Genomic DNA, 20,763 nt, shown 5'->3' with positions numbered 1-20,763 from the left:
CCCGACGCTTTTGTGCGGCGGGGCGACTCAATTTTACGTGGACGTTAATCAGTATGGAAAAGATCCCAATGACGCCTGCGGGCTTTGGCGCGCTAGAAGCAGAGCTGAAGAACCTGAAATCGGTCGAACGCCCGGCCATCATCGCCGCCATCGCCTCGGCGCGAGAGCTTGGTGATCTGAAAGAGAATGCCGAATACCACTCTGCCCGCGAAAAGCAGGGCTTTATCGAAGGCCGCATCAAAGAACTCGAAGGCATTCTGTCACTGGCTGATGTCATCGACCCCAGCAAGCTGTCCGGCTCTGTCAAGTTTGGCGCCAAGGTCACGCTGGTCGATGAAGACACCGATGAAGAAAAGACCTGGCAGATCGTCGGAGAATACGAAGCCAATATCGAAAAGGGCTTGTTGAACATTAAATCGCCAATTGCCCGCGCGCTGATTGGCAAGGACGAAGGCGACAGTGTCGAGGTTCGAACTCCGGGTGGGGTCCGGTCCTATGAAATTCTGAGTGTCGATTACGCCTGACCGGAGGGGCGATCATGTCAGAGCCATCACCTGATCACGACGCCAACAGACCGACATCGCTGGGCATCTATGATCGTCCGGGGGAGCCGAAAGTAACCGGGATCGAGATCACTGCGGTGGCGCTCAGCCTGGCTTGGCTTTTGATTGCCATTGTCTTTCTTGTCTTGCCCAGCAACCAGCAAGGTGGCGGTGTGATCGTCATCTTTCTGGCCGTGTTCATGCCTGTGGCGATGATCTGGGTGGCGGCTGTTGCGATGCGCACCAGCCGCATCATGCGCGAGGAAAGCGCCCGTCTTCAGACCGCGATAGATGCCATTCGCAACACCTATGTCACGCAGCAGCAAAGGGCCGCCAGCACCTATGCACCGATGGTGTCCAAAAGGCTGGAAGACATCGCACAAACAGCCCAAAATGCAGAGACCCCCCCTGCGACGTTTTCCTCTCACCGCGCCGAACCGGCCCGCCCGCTTTCAGCCCCGGCCTCTCGCAACGATCAGACAACGCTGGAACTGGGCGTACCCGCCGAGGCTATGTCGCCGCCCCTGCCAAAGGACGTTTTTATCCGCGCGTTGAACTTCCCCGAAACCCAAGACGACGCGCTGGGGTTCGATGCGCTGCGGCTGGCGCTCAAGGACCGGCAGGCCTCGCAGCTTGTGCAGGCCTCGGAAGACATCCTGACTTTGTTAAGCCAAGAGGGGATTTACATGGACGACCTGCGCCCGGATATGGCGCGGCCCGAAGTGTGGCGGCAATTCGCCCAGGGCGCGCGCGGGCGTGCCATTGCTTCGCTGGGTGGCATTCGCGACCGCTCGTCTCTGGCACTGACCTCTGCGCGGATGAAACAAGACCCGATCTTTCGGGATGCGGCGCATCACTTCCTGCGCAAGTTCGATCATATGATCGTCGATTTCGAGCCCAACGCCTCGGATGCAGAGCTGACCGCATTGGGTGACACGCGGACCGCGCGGGCCTTTATGTTGCTAGGCCGTGTGGCCGGGACGTTCGATTAAAGTCCGAAACTGCCAAAGGGTATAAAGCGCACCGGATCGCCAGGCTGAATATGCTGCGCGCCATCGCCAAGCTCGACTAGTCCTTCGGCCCAGCTGAGCCCGCTGATCCGGCCAGACCCTTCCGAATGAAACACTTCGACGCGCCCGTCCCGCAAACGCGCGCGAAGGTATTCCCGGCGTCCCGGCTTTTTGCGCTTTTCAAACCCAGCAGGCACATCAAACCCTTGTGGCACCTTCCACCCCTCACCCGCCATCAACCCCAGCGCAGGACGGGCAAAAATCAGGGTGCAGACCATGGCTGCCACGGGATTCCCTGGCAGGCCAAATACAGGGGTGCCGCTCCACATGCCCAAGGCCAATGGACGACCGGGTTTCAACGCTATCCGCCATTCTTGCATCGCACCTGCCTGACGCAACAGGGCCGAGACATGATCTTCGTCGCCCGCCGACGCGCCGCCACTGGTCAGGATCACATCGGCCTTATCAGAGGCCTGATCCAACCGGGCGCGCAACATCTCGCGATCATCGGCGACGCGGCCCATGTCGACCGGCTGAAACCCCATGCGCGCCATCATGGACAGCAACATCGGGCGATTGGCGTCAAAGATCTGCCCGGGCCCTGCCGGGTCGCCGGGTTCAATCAACTCATCCCCGGTCGACAGGACAGCAACACGCAAAGGGGCTTGCGCTGCCACCTCGGCCACGCCCACAGCGGACAACAACGCAAGATCCGCCGGAGCCAGACGGCGCCCCTTGGACAGCGCCAACGCGCCTTGCGCCACGTCCTCGCCTGCTTTGCGGGTGTTGGCGCCCTGCTTCAGCGGCCCGTGAAAGGCGATATGACCGTCCTGAACGGTAACATCCTCTTCCAGGATCACCGTGTCCACTCCCTCGGGCAGGGCCGCACCGGTCAAAATCCGCAACGCGTGACCTTCGGGGACCGCTCCGTCAAACGGGATACCCGCCGCCGCGCGTCCGGGGGTCAGGGGCAATACGTGGCTCCCCTCGGACATGGCCCCCGCAAACCCATAGCCGTCCACTGCCGTATTGGGCTGCGGCGGATTGGACCGTTGTGCCACAACGTCCTCGGCCAGCACCCGGCCAATCGCGTCCTGCAAAGCGACGGTTTCGGGCGCGGTGACAGGGCGCAAGCGGTCCTTCAGCAAGGCCAGAGCCTCATCAACCGGCGTCCAATTGACCCCGGCGGGCAAGGCGAAACAGTCATTCCTGAGTGGCGGCGGAGCGATATCCGGCTTTTGTTGTGACACCCCTAAAATCCACCCTTCCTCTGCCGCGCTGACATCAAGTGCCTGCGCCAATTCCTGTTCCGACATCGCCGCCAGCCACAGTGCAACCTGTTCAACCTGCCAGGCGTCCTTGATCCGACTATCCGGTGCTGCGCCCAGTTTCAACGAAGGCCAGATTTCCACGAAGGCCACCGGTCTGTCCAGCGGATGGAACGGCCAAACCGCCACCTGCCCCTCGAATGCACGGCGCAAACGGTTGAGCACGGGCAACCCCATCATCACCTGTCCACCCACCGCCCCGGCACCCCCCATCTGCCAGCATGTGAAACTGCCCTTGGCCTCGGGCATCAGTTCTACCCGGCGTCGTTCGGGAAACGGGTTGTGATAGTTTGACCTGGTTTTTGGCAACCCGTCGATCTTACGCTGCAACCCGTTGAACCAGAACGGCCCTTTGCCCCCGAACCTCAGGTTGATCTGGCCCGCCAGATCGAAACGGTTATTGGCCGTGGGTGTGTCCTGAATATGGGTTTCAAACCAGTCCCAAAGACGCAGCGGATCATCCGATCCGGTCAACGCCTGGGCAAAGCCTTTGGGATAGCCAAAAGGGAAATCGAACCCCAAACACAAGCGTCGCCCGGCCCGGATCTCGGCGTCAATCAGACTGTGCAACCAGCGTTCTGCGATCTGGCGGTTTCGATGATAGACCGGCTCTTCGGCGCACCCGCCTCGCACAACACAAGACCAGATTGCATCTTTGCGGGGTCTTGGGCCAGTGTCATTTCCACCAGACCAATCGACCATCGCAAAGCTGTCAAATCCGGTCACAAACCGACCTCGTGCAGGATGAAATCTGCAATCGCGGCCGTATCGTTCAAATCGAAAACCGGACGATCCAGAGACAGCGGCACGTCGCTGGCAACAGCGCGGATCGTGTCATTGCCCGTTGCAATCAGGGCGTTGCCCGGTTCTTGCCGAAACGCCTCGATCTTGGGATGTGCCTCTCGTTTGTATCCTTCGATCAACACCAGATCGACCGGAGATAGGCGAGCCAGAAGATCCGACAGTCGTGGCTCCTCGGCCCCGCGCAGTTCTTGCATCAGCGCCACGCGCTGACCCGAGGCCAATAGCACTTCGTTCGCGCCTGCTGTGCGATGGCGATAACTGTCACGGCCCGGCTGATCGACGTCAAAGCTGTGATGCGCGTGCTTCACGGTCGAGACCGAGAAACCACGATCGGTGATCTCGGCCACCAACCGCTCCATCAACCCGGTCTTGCCCGCATTCTTCCAGCCGGTGACGCCATAGACTCTCATGCCAGCCTCAACAGTTCTTGCGCGCGGGTCAGGTCGTCGGGCGTGTTCACATTAAAAAACGGATCAAAGGGTTCAGCAGGGAACAATGCCTCGCGCCCCTGATGCTTGTCCGTCCACAGCACCACCTTGCGCAGACCGTCTTGCAATTCAGCCCGCAAATCATCGCGCAACGCCACGGGCCAGAGCCCAAAGGTCGGGTGCCGGTTGACCCGCTTGCCGCCGCCGGATTTCAGCACCTCGTTGCTCGAACGCGGTGTGGTCGCCAGAACCAAAGGATAATCCTGCCACTCAGCCGCGTGTTGCAGACGCGCCACCAGATCATGCGGAAAGAATGGCGTATCCGCTGCAGCGGTGACGATACTGTCGGCCCCCTGCCCTGCCGCCCAATCCAACCCAGCCAAAACCCCGGCCAAAGGCCCTGCAAAGCCCTCTATCGTGTCCGGCACAACAGGCAGCCCAAGATCTGCAAACCGCGCCGGATCACCATTGGCATTCAGTGCAAGCCCGCCCACTTGCGGCGCCAGGCGTTCAACAACATAGGACAACAGGCTCTGCCCGCCGATCTGCAACAGACCCTTGTCACCGCCACCCATACGCGTCGCCAAACCGCCCGCCAGTATCACGCCCAGAGGTTTTCCCATTCCCGTCCCTTGTTTCATTCGCCGCAGCGGAACAACCTTTGAGGCTTTGTAGATCGAACTCAGTTCAATTGAAACGCGGTTGGAAACAGATGGTGTAGGACAAACAACCAAAGTATCAGCGTTCCGACAGACAAAAAGGATGTCATGGACACGATATGGGCCGCCAGTTTGGGCTCTTGATCATAGTGTTTGGCCAAAAGGAAAACGTTTTTCGCGGTGGGCACCGCCGATGACACGGTTGCCGCGATGGTCCACAGCGGATCGAGGCCAATCAGATGCGCCGCCAGCAGGACCAGCCCCGGTGCAACGATCAGCTTTGCACCCGTCAGGAACAGAAGCAGCGGCCCGGTCTGGACAATGGTACGCACGCTTGTCGTAAATCCGATGGCAAACAGCGCAACAGCCGCCAAAGCCTGGCTGAGCAGTTCAAGATAGTCCGAGACGGCGTTCGAGAAACCAAGCCCGGTCGCGGAATAGGCAACACCCAACAAAGTTGCCGCGATAATAGGGTTCTTCAGGACATTCAGAATGATTTTGTAGATTGGCGTCCTAACCCCCGCTTTGTGACCTGCGGTGGTTTCAAGCGTTGTGGTCATGATCAACAGCAATATGGCCACGACCAGATTGGCCAGCACAGCCGGCAACGCGCCTTTGGACCCAAATATCGCATGCAAGATCGGCAGGGCCACCAGCGCCGTGTTCGAAGCCACGGCAGCAAACGCCGCGACAGTAGCCGATCCGGCGTGAAAACCCGTCATGCCTTTGAGAATGAGAAACAAAACCACAAACAGCGCCAGCAGAGTCCCGCCATAGGCGATGTAGAAGCCATAGTTCAGAAGGTTGGCGAACTCTTCCTGACCAATCAGATAAAACATGATGGCCGGGATCAGGACAAAGACCGCGAATTGTACCAATGCATCTGACGTATCTTCGCTCAGCAGCTTGGTCCAGGAAAAGACATATCCCGTCACGATGACTGCAAAAACAGGGGCTATGAGGTTGATGAGTTCCATATTCACCCGGGCAAAATGCGCCCGCTTTGCTGTTCGTATTAACGCGGCTTAACGAACATCTATCAGAAACGGCTGAGATTCCTAACCACTGCTGTCAGATGATGGAAACTCAGGACTGCGCGCTTTTTCGTTTGTGTTTCTTATCTTCATGCGGAACAGTTGCCGGATCCACATCGCGCACCAAACGGTCCTCACCCGACAGGCAGACAAACCGCTGCCCCCGCATCCGGCCAATCAGGGTCAGCCCGACCTCACGCGCAATCTCGACGCCCCAGGCGGTAAAGCCCGAGCGGGAGGCCAGCACAGGAATGCCCATCATCGCCGTTTTGATCACCATCTCGGAGGTCAGACGCCCGGTCGTGTACAGGATCTTATCCGCAGCGCTTTCCCCTTCGGACAGCATCCAGCCAGCAATCTTATCAACCGCGTTATGGCGGCCCACATCCTCCATATAGACCAACGGCCGGTTTTCGTGGCACAGGACGGTGCCATGAATGGCCCCGGCCTCAAGATAAAGCGATGGGGTGCGGTTGATCTTGGCGGCCAGATCATACAGCCACGAGGTGCGCACCGACACCTGCGGCAGGCGCACATCCTCAAGCCCCTCCATCATGTCGCCAAAGACCGTTCCCACCGCGCAGCCACTGGTGCGGGTCTTTTTCTTCAGCTTGTCCTCATATGAGGTCTGCCGCGCTGTGCGCACAACAACGGTTTCCAGGTCATCATCATAGTCGACCCGGGTGATCTGATCATCCGTCAGCAGCATGCCCTGATTGCGCAGAAAGCCCAGCGCCAGATATTCGGGATAGTCGCCAATGGTCATGGCTGTCACGATTTCCTGAGAGTTGAGGAAAATCGTCAGCGGGCGTTCCTCAACCACGGAAATCTGGCTGACATCACCGTTCTGATCCACACCTTCGACCGCGCGGGTCAGGCGAGCCGCCCTTGGATCTGGTGCGATCACATAGTCTGACAGGTCAAGCTCCGTGGCCAATTGCAACCCCTCCCCAAGACGGCTACTGCTGCTCTTGGCACCATAGGATCTCACCATGGCAATCACCACAAGCAAGTCATATTTCTGGACGGGTTTTCGCGAAGGTCTGCCCTTTGTGATCGTCGTTGGCCCGTTCGGAATGCTGTTTGGTGTATTCGCAACCGAGGCCGGGTTGAACATCGCGCAAACCATTGCCTTCTCTGCCACCGTCTTTGCCGGTGCGGCCCAGTTTACCGCGTTGCAATTGCTGCAGGACAATACACCCACAGTGATTATTCTGGCCTCTGCGTTGGCGGTTAATTTGCGGGTGGCGATGTATTCGGCCTCGCTGACCCCGTATCTGGGGGCCGCACCACTTTGGCAAAGGGCCTGCGCCGCGTATCTGATCGTGGATCAATCCTATGCCTGCTCGATCGTCCGGTTCGAGGCAGAGCCCGAACTGACCACAAAACAGCGTATGGCCTATTTCGTCGGATGCGTCAGCCCGGTGGCTCCGATCTGGATTCTGATGACCTATCTGGGGGCGGTTTTGGGTGCTCAGATCCCTGACAGCTGGGCGCTGGACTTTGCGTTGCCGATTGCCTTTCTGGCGATGATCGGACCGATGATGCGCACGCTGCCTCATGTGATAGCCGCCCTTGTTGCGATTGTTGTCGCGCTGCTTACCGTTCAGGTTCCGGCCAATCTGGGCCTGCTGATCGCCGGAGTCGCTGGCATGATGGCAGGCGCGCAGGCCGAACTGGCGCTGGAGAGGCACAAGCGATGACAACGGTAAGTGCAACAACCATCTGGATCCTGATCATCGGCCTTGCGATTGGCAGCTTTGCGCTGCGTTTTACCTTTATCGGGCTTGTCGGTGACCGCCCGATACCATCCTGGCTGTTGCGGCATCTGCGTTATACCGCCGTGGCGATCATTCCAGCTTTGATCGCGCCGCTGGTGGTGTGGCCCGCAGCGACCGACGGCCAGCCTGATCTGCCACGCATGGCCGCAGCAGCCGTGGCTTTGACAGTCGGCTTGGTCACAAAAAACGTGCTGACAGCGATCTTTTCCGGGGCCGCTGTGCTCTATGCGTTGCTTTACTTAATTGGTTGAAGCCCCATCCAACGCGTTCAATTGCGCGTTGTTGGCTGCAAGACCTTTTTGCAAATCCGCGTCATCGTTTTCGCGATATTCAGCTGTCTGAACACCGGGCAAAGCGCCAAACTGCTCGGACAGCTTGACCGGATAAAAAGTGGTGCTGATCCCTTCGAACCCGGGCACCTGCTGAAGCAATTGCGAGGTTGCATTCGCACAGAACGCACCCGCAACCGGCCCGGATTGCTTGGCCAGTTGCAATGCGATTTCTGCCTGCTGTGGCGTAACTTCAATCGTCTGGATACGGGCGTAATGCGTTTCGCGCGCATGACTGCTGCGATAAGCCCGTTCGACATTTGGCGTTATTCCGTAGAGCACATCATCCTTGATCGGCACAACATCCGCGCGGAACGAACCTGCCGGGTCAAAGATCACACGCTCGCTACCGCTGATCATCAACGAGGTATGCGCACCCGATCCGTTGCGCGTGCTGATCATGGTATAGAGCGTCAAAGTCGAGGGCCCTGGGTCGCGATAAGACCTGGCAACGATCTCGGCCTGCTCCGCCTGCGGGCGTTGCGACCCGGCGCAGCTTGCCAACACCGCAAGTATCAGACAAGCAGTCAGAACCCTGAACACAGGTGTCACCTCAAAGAAAGCTTAAGACGCAAACACCGCCAGGAACAGGCACAGGAGGGCGATGACCACAACGCACCACGTTGTGAATTTGATGAAGCCATCGAAAGTTTTGGTTTGGACGGTGATATCCATCTCGCCGTGCTTGTGTTCAGCCATGATCTAAAGATTCCCAATTCGCGTGTTTACGAGGTTGGATAATGCAATTTTCAGCCCCTGTCACCACGTCATTCGCGCGCACCTTCACGTGATGGAAAAACCGAGCATCCCGGGTATCCGAACCCCCAACGCCAGGGCAGACCACTGCACGGACCACCACCAAAACGCACCGCCAAGAACATGGCTTCTGCCGTGATGGAATGAACCTGCCCGATCTGATCCTCCGTCATATCGTACCGCTCGGCATAGTCAGAAGCGAATTCCTGACCATGTGTCTTCACGCAGGACCGTAAAGCTTCATCAGCGTTCAAACGCGCCTTGAAACTGTCTTCTGCTGTAAGCGCGCCTCCTGCTGAATGGTAGGCTTTGTCATGCGTAATACAGCAGTATTCCCAAGGCGGATGCGCTTCATAGAGCGCACTGAATTTGGGAAAGGTATCAGCCACAAGGCGCCAACTGCTGGAGAGGCCACCAGAACATCCATCGGTCTCAAACGGGGTCAGATCGGCGTCACCCCGTTGATCCATCAAAGCGCGATGCGCCGGCATCTCAATGCTGCTCATGATGTCTTGCGCCTGCACAGGGGACGCGCAGACCAACAGAAGGCACAGACTGTTACGGATTGTCATCACGCATCGCCTGAGTATCGACAGACAGTCCAAAACTTGTGGCCAACCACAAGAGCAGTCGTTCGCCCGGGCCCATCTCAGCCCGCGCCTGCAACACCGCGTTTGCCATGGCCGGACGGTCGGTGATCAGGCCGTCAACGCCCATAGATGCCATGGCCGACATTTGCAGCGGATCATTGACCGTCCAGACATAGATGTCCTTGCCCGCCTCATGGACCTTACGGATCAATCCCGGCGACACAGTCGCCGCGTTCACCGCAACAAAATCCCCTTCCAACCCCGAAAGATCGCCCACAGCCGTCGCTGCCAATACTCCCGCCCGCCAATCCGGGCGCAGCTTTTTCATCTTTTGGACTGCGGGGTATTTGAGAGACATGGTCGAGATACTGTCCTGCATCTCCATTTCTTCCACAATGCCCACCACGCGGTTTTCCAATTCGACGTCGTGGCCGTAATATTTCAGCTCAATAATCACATTGGCCCGCCCCTTCGCGGCCTCCAAAACCGCGCGCAGGGTTGGGGTGCGTTCCGCGGCGTATTCCGGATCGAACCAACTGCCGATGTCGATCTCGGCCACATCCGGCATGGTCGCGTCCCAGACCTTGAGGTTGACGCCGCCCAGCTTCATGAAATCACTGTCATGGGCCACGATCACTTCGCCATCTGCGGTTTCCTGAACGTCGATCTCGACCCAATCGGCCCCGTCTTCGATTGCTTTGAACACCGAAGCCATCGTGTTTTCAGGCCTCAGCGCTGCGGCCCCCCGGTGGCCAATGACCTCGGCATGATCCGGCGCCTGCACACGCTCTAACAGCGCCTGCCCCGACCACAAACCGATCAGCAAAGCCACAGCGGCAATTGCTACCGTGACAAGAACGGGCCGTCGCACATGACTGCGGGGTTCGGGATGTGGCAGAGATGCGGTCTCGGGCTCGAAAAACCTGTCTAGAAGGACCGCCAAGGCCCCAAGTGCCAGCGCCGCCAAGACAAGCCCCGCCAGCGACCAAAGACCTGCCACCAAAAGGCCAATGCTCAGGGCGACACGCAGATTTGTACCCTCGCTAAGTGGGACCAGAGCGAAGGCCAGCCCTGCAACAAAGGCAATGGCTGCACCAATCGCCAAGCGCATGGCCAGCCACAAGACCAGCTCGATTTTCAACCGCCCCCGCTTTCCCTCCATCCGCTGCTGGCTCACGACAAATGCGCTGGCCGGGGGCGTGCCTTCAAACAGCACAAGATGCAGACCCAAAGCCCAGCCTGACAGACGTCTGACCAGAACCCAGGCCAGAGCCAGCACCACGATCCCGATCAGGACAACAGCAATCCAGAAGGCCGGGGGGTGAAACGTGAGGTAGTAGTTGATGTCAAACTCCGTCAGGGTCCACCACGCGATCAGGCCAGCAACCGCCACAAACGGAACCGCGATCACCAAAATCCGCAGGATCAACCGTGCGGCGAAGCCAAACAGGGAAGGTAAGCGTGAGGTGATCAGCGAAATGGCGGAACTACAGGCGCGCCAAGGGTCAGGTTCCCCCATACGCAGCGATGCGGCCATTACAGCAAAGACAAAGACCTCGGCCAACAAAAACAGGCTGAGCACAACAATCGCCGCGACGAACCCGATCGGAGACAAAAGAAACATCGCGATGGCCTGATCGGTCAAAGCAGATTGATCCGACAGCGAGACCGCAAAATTGACGGCAACGGCCATGGCAGGTGCGATCAATGCCACCAACAGCAAGCGCACCGCGATGTAGATCGGCAGGAAAACACGACGTCGGGCCCAGGATCCGGCATATGCACTTGTAACGGCTGAGAAATATGACACGCGAGGTTCTCCTGAATGATCCACTCATTCAAGGCTGCGATTGCGTGAATTGCAAGGGTTCTGAGTCAGCTTTCTCCCAGATCGGCCGCAAGCCGGAAGCCGATACGGTTGGCCGGTTTATCCTCAACCGATTTGGGCAGCGCACGCAGCATGACATTCAGCTGAGTGACATGCTGAACCAATTGCGTTTTCGCACCCCCGCCATCTGAACCATAGAAGGTGACGATATCAGGCTCGAAAAACCCCATCCCCTCGATCCGCATCACGCCCGCTTCGCCGCCGGTGAATCCCATGGCGACCTCATGATCGGCATCCAGTGCTTTTTCGAAATTCTGGATATACATGATCAGCCGCTCATAGGCCCATTGCGCAGGGCTTTTCGCCTCGACAGGCTTCTGCAATGGCTTGGGCAGGTCTTTGGCACCAGACTTGGCGTCGGAATTGGCATGTACTTCGTAACAGCGCGGCAGGGCCGCCGCTTCGGCAGCTTCGGCTGACGTCTCGATTTCATCCTGCATGACGCTATTCCTTGCGCTGGTACATCCACGCACCATCATCCCGACGGGTTCTGGTAACCGCACCAATGTGGAAGAGATGATTCATATGTGCAACTGCCTCGACCATCGCCAGACCATATTCACCCTCTTTAATCGGACGCTTGAACAAAGGTGGAAAGCAATCGGCAGCGGTTCTCGGCTGATCCAATTCGCCCAGCAAACGCGCCAGCGCACCGTGGTGATTGTCAATCAGTTGCCGCATCCGGATCGGCAAACCGGTGAAGGGCAGTTTATGTCCGCCAAGAACCAGATGCTCGGGTCGGGCAAGCGATTGCAGGCGCTCGCAGGCCTCGAGCCAACCGGAAACGGGGTCGGCCATCGGTTCGGTTGCATACACCCCAAGGTTGGGACTGATCGAACTGAGAATCTGGTCGCCGCTGATCACCAGATCGTCGTCGCGGCTCCAGAAGGTTGCGTGTTCGGGCGAATGGCCGTTGCCGATATGGACATCCCAATCGCGCCCGCCCATGCGGATCACGTCATCCTGTTTGATCCGTGTGTAGCCCAGCGGCATCGGAAAGACGCCATCCGCAAAGTTGAACGGTCGGTCCGCCATGCGCTTGGCCAGAATATCCGGCGCCATGCCCGCGCTGCGATAGAAGTTTAGCGTCTCTTCCGGCCAGGTTTCTTGCACATCCAGCGTCAACATCCGCGCAAACAACCAGGCCGTCCGGGTCGCGACCAACTCGGCCCCGTGTTCGGATTGAAACCACCCTGCATTGCCGACGTGGTCGGGATGGTGATGGGTCACAACAACCCGGCGCACGGGCTTTCCGCGCAATGGCCCCGCCATGACGTTTTCCCAGATCGTGCGCGACTTTTTGGAAGAAAGGCCGGTATCGATGATCGTCCAGCTGTCGCCATCATCCAACGCGTAGACGTTCACATGGTCCAGCGCCATTGGCAAAGGCAGGCGGATCCACAGCACGCCGTCGGCAATTTCGATGCTTTCTCCCGGTGCCGGAGGCTCCGACCAAGGGTAGCGGATGCTCTCGGGCCGATCACCGTCCATCAGCTGGCCAGCTCATCAACGCTGAGCGCATAGAGATCCTCGGCCCCTTTCTGCGCCTGCGCCAACAGCCCTGAATATTCGGGCAGTAGCGCACTGATGTAATAGCGCGCCAGTTTCGCGCGGGGCCCTTCCGGGTCCGCCAAGGCAGCGGACAGGTGGTAATGCCCGCCCAAAACGCGCGCAAAAGCTGCCAGATAAGCCGTCGCCCCGGCAAAACGGGTGTTCATGTCCGTCTGCGACACCAGCCATTCGGTGGTTTCACGCAAGGATTCCGTGGCTTCCCAAACCGGGCCGGCCAGATCCGGCAGGGCGGCACGGGCCTTTTCCGCCTGCTCTTCGATCTCGTCCAGCAAGTTCGAGGCCGCCTCGCCCCCATCCATCATTTTGCGCGCCACAAGGTCCATCGCCTGAATGCCGTTGGTGCCCTCATAGATCGCTGTCACGCGGACGTCGCGGTAATACTGGGCCGCGCCGGTTTCTTCGATAAAGCCCATACCGCCGTGGACTTGCACACCGGTCTCGGCCACCCGCATCCCGGTTTGCGTACCAAAGGCCTTTCCGATCGGCGTCAACAGCGCAGCGCGGGCCGCCCAATCTGCATCACCCGTGGCTTGGGCCATGTCGATCGCAGCCGCATTGGCCAGCAGGATCGACCGCGCCGCAAATACATCGGCGCGCATATCCATCAGCATCCGCCGCACATCCGCATGGTCAATGATGGTGCCCGAGGGTGTCTTGCCCTGCTTACGCTCCAGCGCATAGGCCAGCGCGTGTTGATAGGCGCCTTCGGCCACGCCAACCCCTTCGCCACCCACCCCAAGACGGGCGTTGTTCATCATGGTGAACATGGCCGCCATACCGCCATGTTCCGGCCCAATCAGCCAGCCTTTGGCCCCGTCATATTGCATCACACAAGTGGGTGAACCATGCAGGCCCATCTTGTGTTCCAACGAGACCACTTTCAGATCGTTTGCCACACCGGGATTGCCGTTCTCATCCGGGATGTATTTCGGCACCAGAAACAGCGATATGCCCTTGGTACCCGGCACCCCGTCCGGCAGACGAGCCAGGACCAGGTGGCAGACATTTTCGGTAAAATCGTTATCACCCCAGGAAATATAGATCTTCTGTCCCGAGATCGCATAGGTCCCGTCGCCATTCGGCTCGGCCTTTGACGTCAAAGCACCCACATCCGACCCGGCCTGCGGCTCGGTCAGGTTCATGGTCCCCGACCATTCACCCGCCATCATCTTGGGCAGATACAGCGCCTTCAGCTCGTCACTGGCATGATGCTCCAGTGCTTCGATCTGGCCTTGTGTCATCAGCGGCGCCAGTTGCAGCGACAGGCAGGCCGCGCTCATCATCTCATTCACGGCGGTGGTCACGGTCATCGGCAGACCCATACCGCCATATTCGGGATCACCGCTCATCCCGACCCAGCCACCTTCGGCAATGGCTTTCCAACCATCCGCGTAACCGGGGGATGTGCGCAACACACCGTTTTCCAGATGCGCAGGGTGCAAATCGCCCGGGCGCTGCAAGGGGGCCAGAACCTCTTCGCACAGCTTGCCCGCTTCGGTCAGGATCGCGCTGACGACATCCGGGCTCGCATCCGAGAATTTCTCGGTCGCTGCGATCTGGTCGTAGCCGATCACATGGTTCAACAGAAATTCATAATCAGACAATGGGGCGCGATAGGTCATGGCTTCCCTCGGATTTGGTGCTGGCTGGCCTTGGAATTTCCAAGCCACGCCTGTATGCATCTGGGCTTTCAGGATTACCTACCCGCCCGGGCCACGCAATCAACCAAAACGCCGCGTCACAAGTGATGAAACTGTTTCAAACCAAATATCTGTCCGCTGACACTGCGGGGTTGGCGCAGGCCGCTGACCTGCTGCGCCAAGGTCAGCTCGTCGCGTTTCCAACAGAAACGGTCTACGGGCTTGGCGGCGACGCGCGAAACGGAAAGGCGGTTGCGGCCATTTATGAGGCCAAGGGGCGGCCCAGCTTCAACCCCTTGATCGCTCATGTGGCGTCGGTAAAGGCAGCGCAGCGTTTCGTCGAATGGTCCGATCAGGCGCAAAGTCTGGCCGATGCATTCTGGCCTGGTCCCTTGACCTTGGTGTTGCCTTTGCGCCCGGGCCACGGGGTATCATCCCTCGTCACGGCAGGGCTGGACACATTGGCCGTCCGCGTTCCGGCGCACCCCATTGCACGTTCGCTGTTGGAGGCCGTCGACGGACCGGTGGCCGCGCCTTCGGCCAACCCATCGGGTCGGATCAGCCCGACAACCGCAGGCCATGTGAAGTCGGGCTTGGATGGTCGGATCGCCGCCATCCTCGATGCGGGACCCTGCGGAGTAGGGCTGGAATCCACCATCGTCGGGCTCGCGGGTGAGCCTTCGCTTTTGCGACCGGGTGGCGTGGCTTTGGAAGAGGTCGAACACGCACTGGGTACACGGCTGCATATTCATCAATCAGGTGATCTTTTGACCGCGCCGGGTCAGCTGCAATCCCATTATGCGCCGAACGCGCCGGTCAGACTGAATGCTGAGGCTGGTGTTGGGGATGAGGTCGTTTTGGGTTTTGGCCCGGTAGACTGTACCCTCAACCTTTCCCAAAGCAGTGATCTGGTCGAAGCTGCGGCCAACCTTTTTGCGATGTTGCACGATTTGGACAAATCTCACCGTCCGATTGCCGTGTCACCAATCCCCGACCATGGGCTTGGCGCTGCGATCAATGACCGGCTGCGCCGGGCTGCGGCCCCCAGGACCTAAGCGCGCCCCGCGCTGGCTGAAAGCGTCAGCGGGTCAACGCCCAACGTGGCCAGCGCGGCTTCCCACTTCTCGTCATCCGGCAGGTCAAAGACCAGTTTCGGATCGGACTCGGTGGTCAACCAGCCGTTCATCGCGATCTCATCTTCCAGCTGGCCCGGACCCCATCCGGAATAGCCCAGTGCAACAAGCGCATTGAGCGGCCCACGCCCCGAGGCCAGATCTTCCAGCACGTCCAACGTTGCGGTCATGCTGAAATCGCCGCAAATCTGCATCGAATGCAAATTTGCCTCATAGTCAGATGAATGCAGCACAAAACCGCGCGACATCTCGACCGGACCTCCGAAATGCACCAGACGCTCACCCACAACCGGAATCCGACACGGAATATTGAGTTGCTCCAGAAGCACTTTGGTTCGCAGGTCCGACGGCTTGTTGATGATCAGCCCCATAGCGCCATCTTCGGCATGGCTGCAGATATAGACCACCGAATGCTCAAAGCGCGGGTCACCCATTCCAGGCATCGCAATCAACAGTTTTCCGGTCAGGTCCATGAGGCAAGGTCTCTTGTCATCCGTCCGAACCAACAATGACCCGGTCCGGCAGGGATTGGCAAGGGATCAGCGCATGTTCTGTGGGTATTCGGACGCATTTCATTCCTATGAACGGAACGTGACTTGGCAACCCGCACGACTATGCCCATTTAATAGGGCATGATGATGTATTGGACACCTGCTGCCGCCCTGCTGGCTGGCCTTACTTTTGCTGCGCCGACATTTGGTCAGAGCGCGAACGGACTTGCGCAACTTGACATTCTGGATGGTGGCCGTTCAGCGGACGGATCGTATCAGGGCGCATTGCGGGTGACCCTGCAGGATGGCTGGAAGACATATTGGCGCGCACCGGGCGATGCCGGGATACCACCGCATTTTGATTGGGGGCCGTCCTCGAATGTCGGTGAGGTTTCGATCACCTGGCCTTCACCGGATGTGTTTGACCAAAACGGATACCAGTCTATCGGCTATGAAGGCGAACTAGTCCTGCCGGTGACAATCACTCCGAAAAACCCTGCTCAGCCGGTTCGGCTGCAAGGCAGCGTTGACATTGGCGTCTGCAAGGATGTCTGTGTGCCCGAGCGGCTGGACTTCGACCATGTTCTGGATGCCGAGGCCGGGCGCAATCCGACCATTGCTGCGGCGCTGGCAGAACGTCCCTTCTCACCGGCCGAGGCGGGGGTATCCGGCGCGGCCTGTCACTTGTCGCCCACAAATGACGGGATGCAGATCGAAGCGCGGATCACCATGCCACCCGCCGGTGGTGACGAGGTTACGGTCATCGAACCGGGCAATCCGATCCTTTGGGCCTCTCAAACCGTGACTGAGCGGCAGGGCGACACGCTGATCGCCCGGTCCGAGGTCATCAATGCCTCGGGCGAGCCTTTTGCGCTGAACCGTTCCGATATTCGCATCACGGTTCTTGGCGCGCATCATGCCGTTGATATCATCGGGTGCAGCGCGGGCTGACCGCATGACACAACTTCCCCGAATCGGCGCTTTGGCCGTTGTTCTGTACGAAAACCAGGTGCTGTTGGTCCAGCGCAGCAAGCAGCCCGATGCCGGGCTGTGGGGCTTCCCTGGTGGCCATGTTGAATGGGGCGAAACGGTTCTTGAGGCGGCTGCACGGGAATTGCTGGAAGAAACTTCCATCATCGCACAGCCCCTGTCCTACCTGGACAATCTCGACTTGTTGCGCCGCGACTCTCAAGGGCAGGTAAACTCGCATTACCTGCTTGTGGGTGTGGCCTGCCGCTATGTCTCGGGCACACCTCAGGCCGGTGATGACGCCTTGGATGCAAGCTGGTTTCCGGTCGAACGCATCTTGCAAGGCGATCTGAGCATGAGCGCGCGTGTGCCCGAGCTTTTGTCCACCGCTCTAAGGGCTGATTAAGTGCCCGCGCGGCCCGACAACCGACCATAAAGCAGCCCGGAAAGGGTAACGCTGACCAGCAAGATCAGCGCCGCACCCGCCGCAAACACCCCAAATCCCATGCGCAGCAGGGCCATCCCGTCTTCGTCCCCGTAAAACTGGACCAAAGAGGCGAGCGGTGCGCCAGACACAACGGGCCAGACCATCGCCACCGCCAGCCAAACCGCCAAGGCAGCACCTGTCGCCACAACCGACCCCTGCACTACTCGATCAGGCGCGCGCAACGCGCGGCGCATCGCGGTCATCGGGCGCGCGACATCGTTGAGGATCGCCAGCAAGGCCGGAACCAGCAGCAACACAAGCAACATGCCAAAGCCCAGACCATAGACCAGAGTGATCACGGTCGGTTTGAGGAATTGCGCCTGTTGCGAGCCTTCGTAAAGCAGCGGTGTCAGACCAAGCACGGTGGTCAATGTGGTCAGCATCACTGGACGCAGCCGGTCTGCGGTCCCTTCGATGATCGACGGCACCAGCCCGCGTTCCTGCTGGTACCCGTCAATGGTCGTTACCAGAACAATCGAGTCGTTGATGATAATCCCTGTCATGCCAAGCAGGCCGACAACGGTGAACATGCTTAGCGGAACATCCCAGATGTAATGGCCCCAGATCGTGCCCACCAGGCCAAAAGGAATGATCGACATGACCACCAGCGGACGGGTCCAGCTTGCAAAGACCCAGGCCAAAACAAGGTAGATGCCGGTCAGACACAGGATAAGCCCCGCCCCGGCTTCGGCCAGAAACTCGTTTTCCTGTTCGCTCAGCCCTGCCATGCGCCATTCAACCTGACGTTCCGCCGCGATGGTGGGCAGGATTTCTTCCTGCATGGCGCGGGCAATCTCGGCGGCTTGGGCTGGATCGTCCTCGGAAATGTCCCCGTTCACGGAAATCACCCGCAACCCGTTTTCGCGCCGCACCGTTGAAAAGCCCGATTTCCGCTCGACCGAGACGATGTCGGCCAAAGGCACGTAAACCCCATCTGGTGTGCGCATCAGCGTGCGTTCCAGGAAATCGGCTGTCAGTTCGCCTTCGGGCAGTTCAACCCGGATTTCTGCGCTACGTGGTCCGTCGGGATAGGTCGCGGCCTCGATCCCGTTCAAGCGATCACGCAGCACGCGGCCCAGTGTTTCGATACGGAAGCCCAGTGCCTGTCCCTGAGGGGTCAGGTCCAGTATGAACTCTTCTTTGTCATAGGCCAGATTATCCTCAAGCGCCGAGACCTCGGGGTATTTTGCCAGTTCGGCCTGCAAATCCTCGGAGGCGGATTTCAGAGTGTTCACGTCCGCCCCAAAGAATTGCACATCTATGGCGTCACCGCCGGGGCCGGACCGCCAGCCTCGGAAGCTGAGCAGTTCGACCTTGGGATGGCGTGGCACGGTATCTTGCAGCTCACCCACGAATTCAAAGCTGGAATAGGGGCGCAAGTCTGCGTCGATCAACTCAATCGAAATCCCGCCCAGCAAGTCTGCATCCTTGCCATCGGCGGCGGAGAGACCAAACCCGGCCGATCCGCCAACCTCGGCCAGCACATAGTCAATCGGGTTTCTGCCATGGCGTTCTTCATAGACCGCACCCAGCTCTTCGGTGGCGCGCTGCACCATGCGCATCATTTCCAGGGTATCCGCGCGCGTCGCGCCCTCGACCATGATGAAATTGCCAGTGACCGAGCCACGCTCGGGTGCGTTGAAGAACCGCCAGTTCACGTCACCCCGAATGAACAGGGCCGCTTGGCTGGCCAGGATCACAACCATGATCGCCACAACCACATAGCGCGCCCGGATCACCAGCCCGATCAACGGACGGAACAGCGTGTCGCGCACCCAGCGGAAACCGCGATTGACCACACGGTTGGGCCAGTCATACCAATGTTCCTTGGCCGAATGCGCAATCGCGTGGGCCATGTGGTTGGGCAGGATCAGAAAGCACTCGATCAGTGAGGCAATCAGAACCGCAATGACCGTAAAGGGAATGTCGCGGATCAACTCGCCAAAGCGCCCGCCCACCAAGGTCAGGCCAAAGAAGGCGATCACCGTGGTCAGGGTGGCGGCAAAGACCGGCATGGCCATGCGCCGCGCAGCTCGTTCGGCGGCGACCATCGGCGGCTCGCCCAACCGGCGCGCGCGGAAATCTGCGTGTTCACCCACCACGATCGCGTCATCGACCACGATGCCCAAAGTGATGATCAAACCAAACAGAGAGACCATGTTGATCGACAGCCCGCCCAGATACATGAACGCAACCGCTGCGGACATGGCGACTGGAATGCCAACGGCAACCCAAAACGCGATCCGCGCGTTGAGGAACAGAAACAGCAGACAGACCACCAACCCCAGTCCGACCAGGCCATTATCAACCAGGATATCCAGACGGTCCGTGATGGCCTGCGCTCGCGTGCGGATCAGTTCGATCGAGATGCCTTCGGGCAGGCTGGCCTGCATTTCGGTCACAACATCCTCGACCGTCCTTTGGATGCCGATTGCGTCGCCAAGATTCGACCGATCCACGCGGATCGACATTGCCGGGTTTTCACCAACAAAGTAGCTGCGGTCGCGGGTCACACCTTCAACCCGGATATCGGCCAAATCGCCAATCACCAGTTTGGAGCCATCTGGGAAATTGCGAAGCGGTATGCGCTCAATCTCTTCGGGGGTGCGTTTTTCAACACCGGTGCGGATCCGCGCATTGGCGCCGGTGACATCGCCTGCCGGGCTTGCGGTCACTTCGGCGGCAATGGCCGCCGCGATCTCGGACAGGGTGATATCATTGGCAATCAACTGGACGGTGGGCACTTCGACCACCACACGCGGTGCTGCGATGCCCCGGATCGTGGTTCGGGTTACACCAGCAGCAAACAGACGGTTGATCAGTTCATCTGTCAGATTGGCCAGCTGTTCCGGCTCGGTCGGTCCTGTGATCACGACATCCGTCACACGGTCACGCCAAGCCCCACGCCGGATCGTTGGCTCATCCGCATCCTCGGGCAGCTCGGTCACGCTGTCCACTGCGGTTCGGACCTCTTCAACAGCGCGTGACATGTCCCAATTGGGTTCGAATTCAAGCCGAACCCGGGCCGAGCCCTCGCGTGAGGTCGATTCCGTGCTAGCCACACCTTCAACCGCCAGCAATGCAGGCTCCAGAAGCTGAACTATGCCGTTATCGACATCCTCAGGGCCTGCCCCATCCCAAGTGACATTCACATCGACGCGTTCAAGGATGACGTCCGGAAAGAACTGCGCACGCATGTTGGGAATGGCCGCAGCGCCCAACACAAGCATCACCAGAAGCAGAAGGTTGGCCACGGTCCGGTGGCGCGTGAAATAGCTGAGGATACCGCCCGCAGCGTCCGGAATATCGCGCATCATGGTAT

The 20,763-nt window shown here is 59.2% G+C and carries 21 protein-coding genes; 7 read left to right on the top strand and 14 right to left on the bottom strand.

Going from position 1 to position 20,763, the window contains the following annotated elements; all coding sequences use genetic code 11:
• Positions 1-53 precede the first annotated feature (53 nt).
• Both greA and GOV38_RS08270 read left to right on the top strand, forming a co-directional pair.
• Positions 54-524, top strand: coding sequence for a transcription elongation factor GreA (greA, locus tag GOV38_RS08275; RefSeq protein WP_171100886.1), 471 nt, complete (start codon positions 54-56; stop codon positions 522-524).
• 14 nt (positions 525-538) lie between these two features.
• Entirely contained in the window at positions 539-1,534 is a 996-nt protein-coding gene (locus tag GOV38_RS08270) for a hypothetical protein (protein WP_171208998.1), read from the top strand.
• Here GOV38_RS08270 and glp read toward each other — a convergent pair.
• The 5 genes from glp to GOV38_RS08245 all read right to left on the bottom strand — a co-directional run bounded on the left by glp (position 1,531) and on the right by GOV38_RS08245 (position 6,799).
• Positions 1,531-3,606, bottom strand: coding sequence for a gephyrin-like molybdotransferase Glp (gene glp / locus GOV38_RS08265; protein ID WP_371808519.1), 2,076 nt, complete (start codon positions 3,604-3,606; stop codon positions 1,531-1,533). The two genes, GOV38_RS08270 and glp, sit on opposite strands and share 4 nt — an antisense overlap.
• A complete protein-coding gene (mobB, locus tag GOV38_RS08260) occupies positions 3,603-4,094 on the bottom strand; it encodes a molybdopterin-guanine dinucleotide biosynthesis protein B (protein ID WP_171130950.1) in 492 nt (163 codons plus the stop codon). Before mobB ends, glp begins: the two co-directional genes overlap by 4 nt.
• A complete protein-coding gene (mobA, locus tag GOV38_RS08255; protein ID WP_171208999.1) occupies positions 4,091-4,735 on the bottom strand; it encodes a molybdenum cofactor guanylyltransferase MobA in 645 nt (214 codons plus the stop codon). Before mobA ends, mobB begins: the two co-directional genes overlap by 4 nt.
• A 59-nt stretch (positions 4,736-4,794) precedes the next feature.
• Positions 4,795-5,748 carry an AEC family transporter gene (locus tag GOV38_RS08250; RefSeq protein WP_171209000.1) on the bottom strand — a complete coding sequence of 318 codons (954 nt, stop codon included), beginning with the start codon at positions 5,746-5,748 and terminating at the stop codon, positions 4,795-4,797.
• 109 nt (positions 5,749-5,857) lie between these two features.
• Positions 5,858-6,799: a formate dehydrogenase accessory sulfurtransferase FdhD gene (locus tag GOV38_RS08245; RefSeq protein ID WP_371808471.1), complete on the bottom strand. Its 942-nt coding sequence runs from the start codon at positions 6,797-6,799 to the stop codon at positions 5,858-5,860.
• Between GOV38_RS08245 and GOV38_RS08240 the strand changes: the two genes are divergently transcribed.
• On the top strand, positions 6,798-7,508 hold the full coding sequence (locus GOV38_RS08240; protein ID WP_171130957.1) for an AzlC family ABC transporter permease: 711 nt from the start codon (positions 6,798-6,800) through the stop codon (positions 7,506-7,508). The two genes, GOV38_RS08245 and GOV38_RS08240, sit on opposite strands and share 2 nt — an antisense overlap.
• On the top strand, positions 7,505-7,837 hold the full coding sequence (locus tag GOV38_RS08235) for an AzlD domain-containing protein (protein WP_171209001.1): 333 nt from the start codon (positions 7,505-7,507) through the stop codon (positions 7,835-7,837). The genes GOV38_RS08240 and GOV38_RS08235 overlap by 4 nt, the downstream gene beginning before the upstream one ends.
• On the opposite strand, the gene GOV38_RS08230 is transcribed toward GOV38_RS08235, so the two are convergent.
• The 7 genes from GOV38_RS08230 to GOV38_RS08200 all read right to left on the bottom strand — a co-directional run bounded on the left by GOV38_RS08230 (position 7,826) and on the right by GOV38_RS08200 (position 14,343).
• Positions 7,826-8,458 (bottom strand): hypothetical protein, encoded by a 633-nt coding sequence (locus tag GOV38_RS08230; RefSeq protein WP_171209002.1) that lies wholly within the window; start codon positions 8,456-8,458, stop codon positions 7,826-7,828. The genes GOV38_RS08235 and GOV38_RS08230 overlap by 12 nt on opposite strands.
• 21 nt (positions 8,459-8,479) lie before the next feature.
• Positions 8,480-8,614, bottom strand: coding sequence for an aa3-type cytochrome c oxidase subunit IV (locus tag GOV38_RS08225; protein WP_171100870.1), 135 nt, complete (start codon positions 8,612-8,614; stop codon positions 8,480-8,482).
• A 68-nt stretch (positions 8,615-8,682) separates the two neighbouring features.
• On the bottom strand, positions 8,683-9,243 hold the full coding sequence (locus tag GOV38_RS08220) for a hypothetical protein (RefSeq protein ID WP_171209003.1): 561 nt from the start codon (positions 9,241-9,243) through the stop codon (positions 8,683-8,685).
• Entirely contained in the window at positions 9,230-11,071 is a 1,842-nt protein-coding gene (locus tag GOV38_RS08215) for a glycerophosphodiester phosphodiesterase family protein (RefSeq protein ID WP_171209004.1), read from the bottom strand. The genes GOV38_RS08220 and GOV38_RS08215 overlap by 14 nt, the downstream gene beginning before the upstream one ends.
• Before the next feature lie 65 nt (positions 11,072-11,136).
• Positions 11,137-11,589, bottom strand: coding sequence for a DUF6173 family protein (locus GOV38_RS08210; protein WP_171100864.1), 453 nt, complete (start codon positions 11,587-11,589; stop codon positions 11,137-11,139).
• Positions 11,590-11,593: 4 nt separating this feature from the next.
• Complete coding sequence (locus tag GOV38_RS08205; RefSeq protein ID WP_171209005.1) at positions 11,594-12,640, bottom strand: MBL fold metallo-hydrolase; 1,047 nt, start codon at positions 12,638-12,640, stop codon at positions 11,594-11,596.
• The gene (locus tag GOV38_RS08200; RefSeq protein ID WP_171209006.1) at positions 12,640-14,343 is read right to left on the bottom strand and encodes an acyl-CoA dehydrogenase; all 1,704 of its coding nucleotides are present in this window, start codon (positions 14,341-14,343) and stop codon (positions 12,640-12,642) included. The genes GOV38_RS08205 and GOV38_RS08200 overlap by 1 nt, the downstream gene beginning before the upstream one ends.
• A 125-nt stretch (positions 14,344-14,468) precedes the next feature.
• Here GOV38_RS08200 and GOV38_RS08195 point away from each other — a divergent pair, with 125 nt between their 5' ends.
• Positions 14,469-15,416: an L-threonylcarbamoyladenylate synthase gene (locus GOV38_RS08195; protein WP_171209007.1), complete on the top strand. Its 948-nt coding sequence runs from the start codon at positions 14,469-14,471 to the stop codon at positions 15,414-15,416.
• Here the strand turns inward: GOV38_RS08195 and GOV38_RS08190 are convergent.
• On the bottom strand, positions 15,413-15,967 hold the full coding sequence (locus GOV38_RS08190) for a YqgE/AlgH family protein (RefSeq protein ID WP_171100855.1): 555 nt from the start codon (positions 15,965-15,967) through the stop codon (positions 15,413-15,415). The two genes, GOV38_RS08195 and GOV38_RS08190, sit on opposite strands and share 4 nt — an antisense overlap.
• Positions 15,968-16,132: 165 nt before the next feature.
• On the opposite strand from GOV38_RS08190, the gene GOV38_RS08185 reads away from it, so the two are divergent.
• Together GOV38_RS08185 and GOV38_RS08180 are read left to right on the top strand one after the other, a co-directional pair.
• Positions 16,133-16,936 (top strand): protein-disulfide reductase DsbD domain-containing protein, encoded by an 804-nt coding sequence (locus GOV38_RS08185; RefSeq protein ID WP_371808520.1) that lies wholly within the window; start codon positions 16,133-16,135, stop codon positions 16,934-16,936.
• A gap of 4 nt (positions 16,937-16,940) precedes the next feature.
• Positions 16,941-17,360, top strand: a complete 420-nt coding sequence (locus GOV38_RS08180; RefSeq protein WP_171209009.1) for an NUDIX hydrolase — start codon at positions 16,941-16,943, stop codon at positions 17,358-17,360.
• Here GOV38_RS08180 and GOV38_RS08175 read toward each other — a convergent pair.
• Complete coding sequence (locus tag GOV38_RS08175; RefSeq protein WP_171209010.1) at positions 17,357-20,758, bottom strand: efflux RND transporter permease subunit; 3,402 nt, start codon at positions 20,756-20,758, stop codon at positions 17,357-17,359. The genes GOV38_RS08180 and GOV38_RS08175 overlap by 4 nt on opposite strands.
• Positions 20,759-20,763 lie beyond the last annotated feature (5 nt).

Origin of the sequence: Ruegeria sp. HKCCA5839 (assembly GCF_013035585.1) — a bacterium.
GTDB lineage: Bacteria > Pseudomonadota > Alphaproteobacteria > Rhodobacterales > Rhodobacteraceae > Ruegeria.
Note: the sequence above shows the minus strand (reverse complement) of the source record. Positions and strands in the feature narration are given on the sequence as shown.

Bases quoted from the DNA above. Each gene is read 5' to 3' on its own strand.
- greA (WP_171100886.1), top strand. From the start codon at position 54: ATGGAAAAGATCCCAATGACGCCTGCGGGCTTTGGCGCGCTAGAAGCA.
- GOV38_RS08270 (WP_171208998.1), top strand. From the start codon at position 539: ATGTCAGAGCCATCACCTGATCACGACGCCAACAGACCGACATCGCTG.
- mobB (WP_171130950.1), bottom strand. From the start codon at position 4,094: ATGAGAGTCTATGGCGTCACCGGCTGGAAGAATGCGGGCAAGACCGGG.
- mobA (WP_171208999.1), bottom strand. From the start codon at position 4,735: ATGGGAAAACCTCTGGGCGTGATACTGGCGGGCGGTTTGGCGACGCGT.
- GOV38_RS08250 (WP_171209000.1), bottom strand. From the start codon at position 5,748: ATGGAACTCATCAACCTCATAGCCCCTGTTTTTGCAGTCATCGTGACG.
- GOV38_RS08240 (WP_171130957.1), top strand. From the start codon at position 6,798: ATGGCAATCACCACAAGCAAGTCATATTTCTGGACGGGTTTTCGCGAA.
- GOV38_RS08245 (WP_371808471.1), bottom strand. From the start codon at position 6,799: ATGGTGAGATCCTATGGTGCCAAGAGCAGCAGTAGCCGTCTTGGGGAG.
- GOV38_RS08235 (WP_171209001.1), top strand. From the start codon at position 7,505: ATGACAACGGTAAGTGCAACAACCATCTGGATCCTGATCATCGGCCTT.
- GOV38_RS08225 (WP_171100870.1), bottom strand. From the start codon at position 8,614: ATGGCTGAACACAAGCACGGCGAGATGGATATCACCGTCCAAACCAAA.
- GOV38_RS08220 (WP_171209003.1), bottom strand. From the start codon at position 9,243: ATGACAATCCGTAACAGTCTGTGCCTTCTGTTGGTCTGCGCGTCCCCT.
- GOV38_RS08210 (WP_171100864.1), bottom strand. From the start codon at position 11,589: ATGCAGGATGAAATCGAGACGTCAGCCGAAGCTGCCGAAGCGGCGGCC.
- GOV38_RS08205 (WP_171209005.1), bottom strand. From the start codon at position 12,640: ATGGACGGTGATCGGCCCGAGAGCATCCGCTACCCTTGGTCGGAGCCT.
- GOV38_RS08200 (WP_171209006.1), bottom strand. From the start codon at position 14,343: ATGACCTATCGCGCCCCATTGTCTGATTATGAATTTCTGTTGAACCAT.
- GOV38_RS08195 (WP_171209007.1), top strand. From the start codon at position 14,469: ATGAAACTGTTTCAAACCAAATATCTGTCCGCTGACACTGCGGGGTTG.
- GOV38_RS08190 (WP_171100855.1), bottom strand. From the start codon at position 15,967: ATGGACCTGACCGGAAAACTGTTGATTGCGATGCCTGGAATGGGTGAC.
- GOV38_RS08185 (WP_371808520.1), top strand. From the start codon at position 16,133: ATGTATTGGACACCTGCTGCCGCCCTGCTGGCTGGCCTTACTTTTGCT.
- GOV38_RS08180 (WP_171209009.1), top strand. From the start codon at position 16,941: ATGACACAACTTCCCCGAATCGGCGCTTTGGCCGTTGTTCTGTACGAA.
- GOV38_RS08175 (WP_171209010.1), bottom strand. From the start codon at position 20,758: ATGATGCGCGATATTCCGGACGCTGCGGGCGGTATCCTCAGCTATTTC.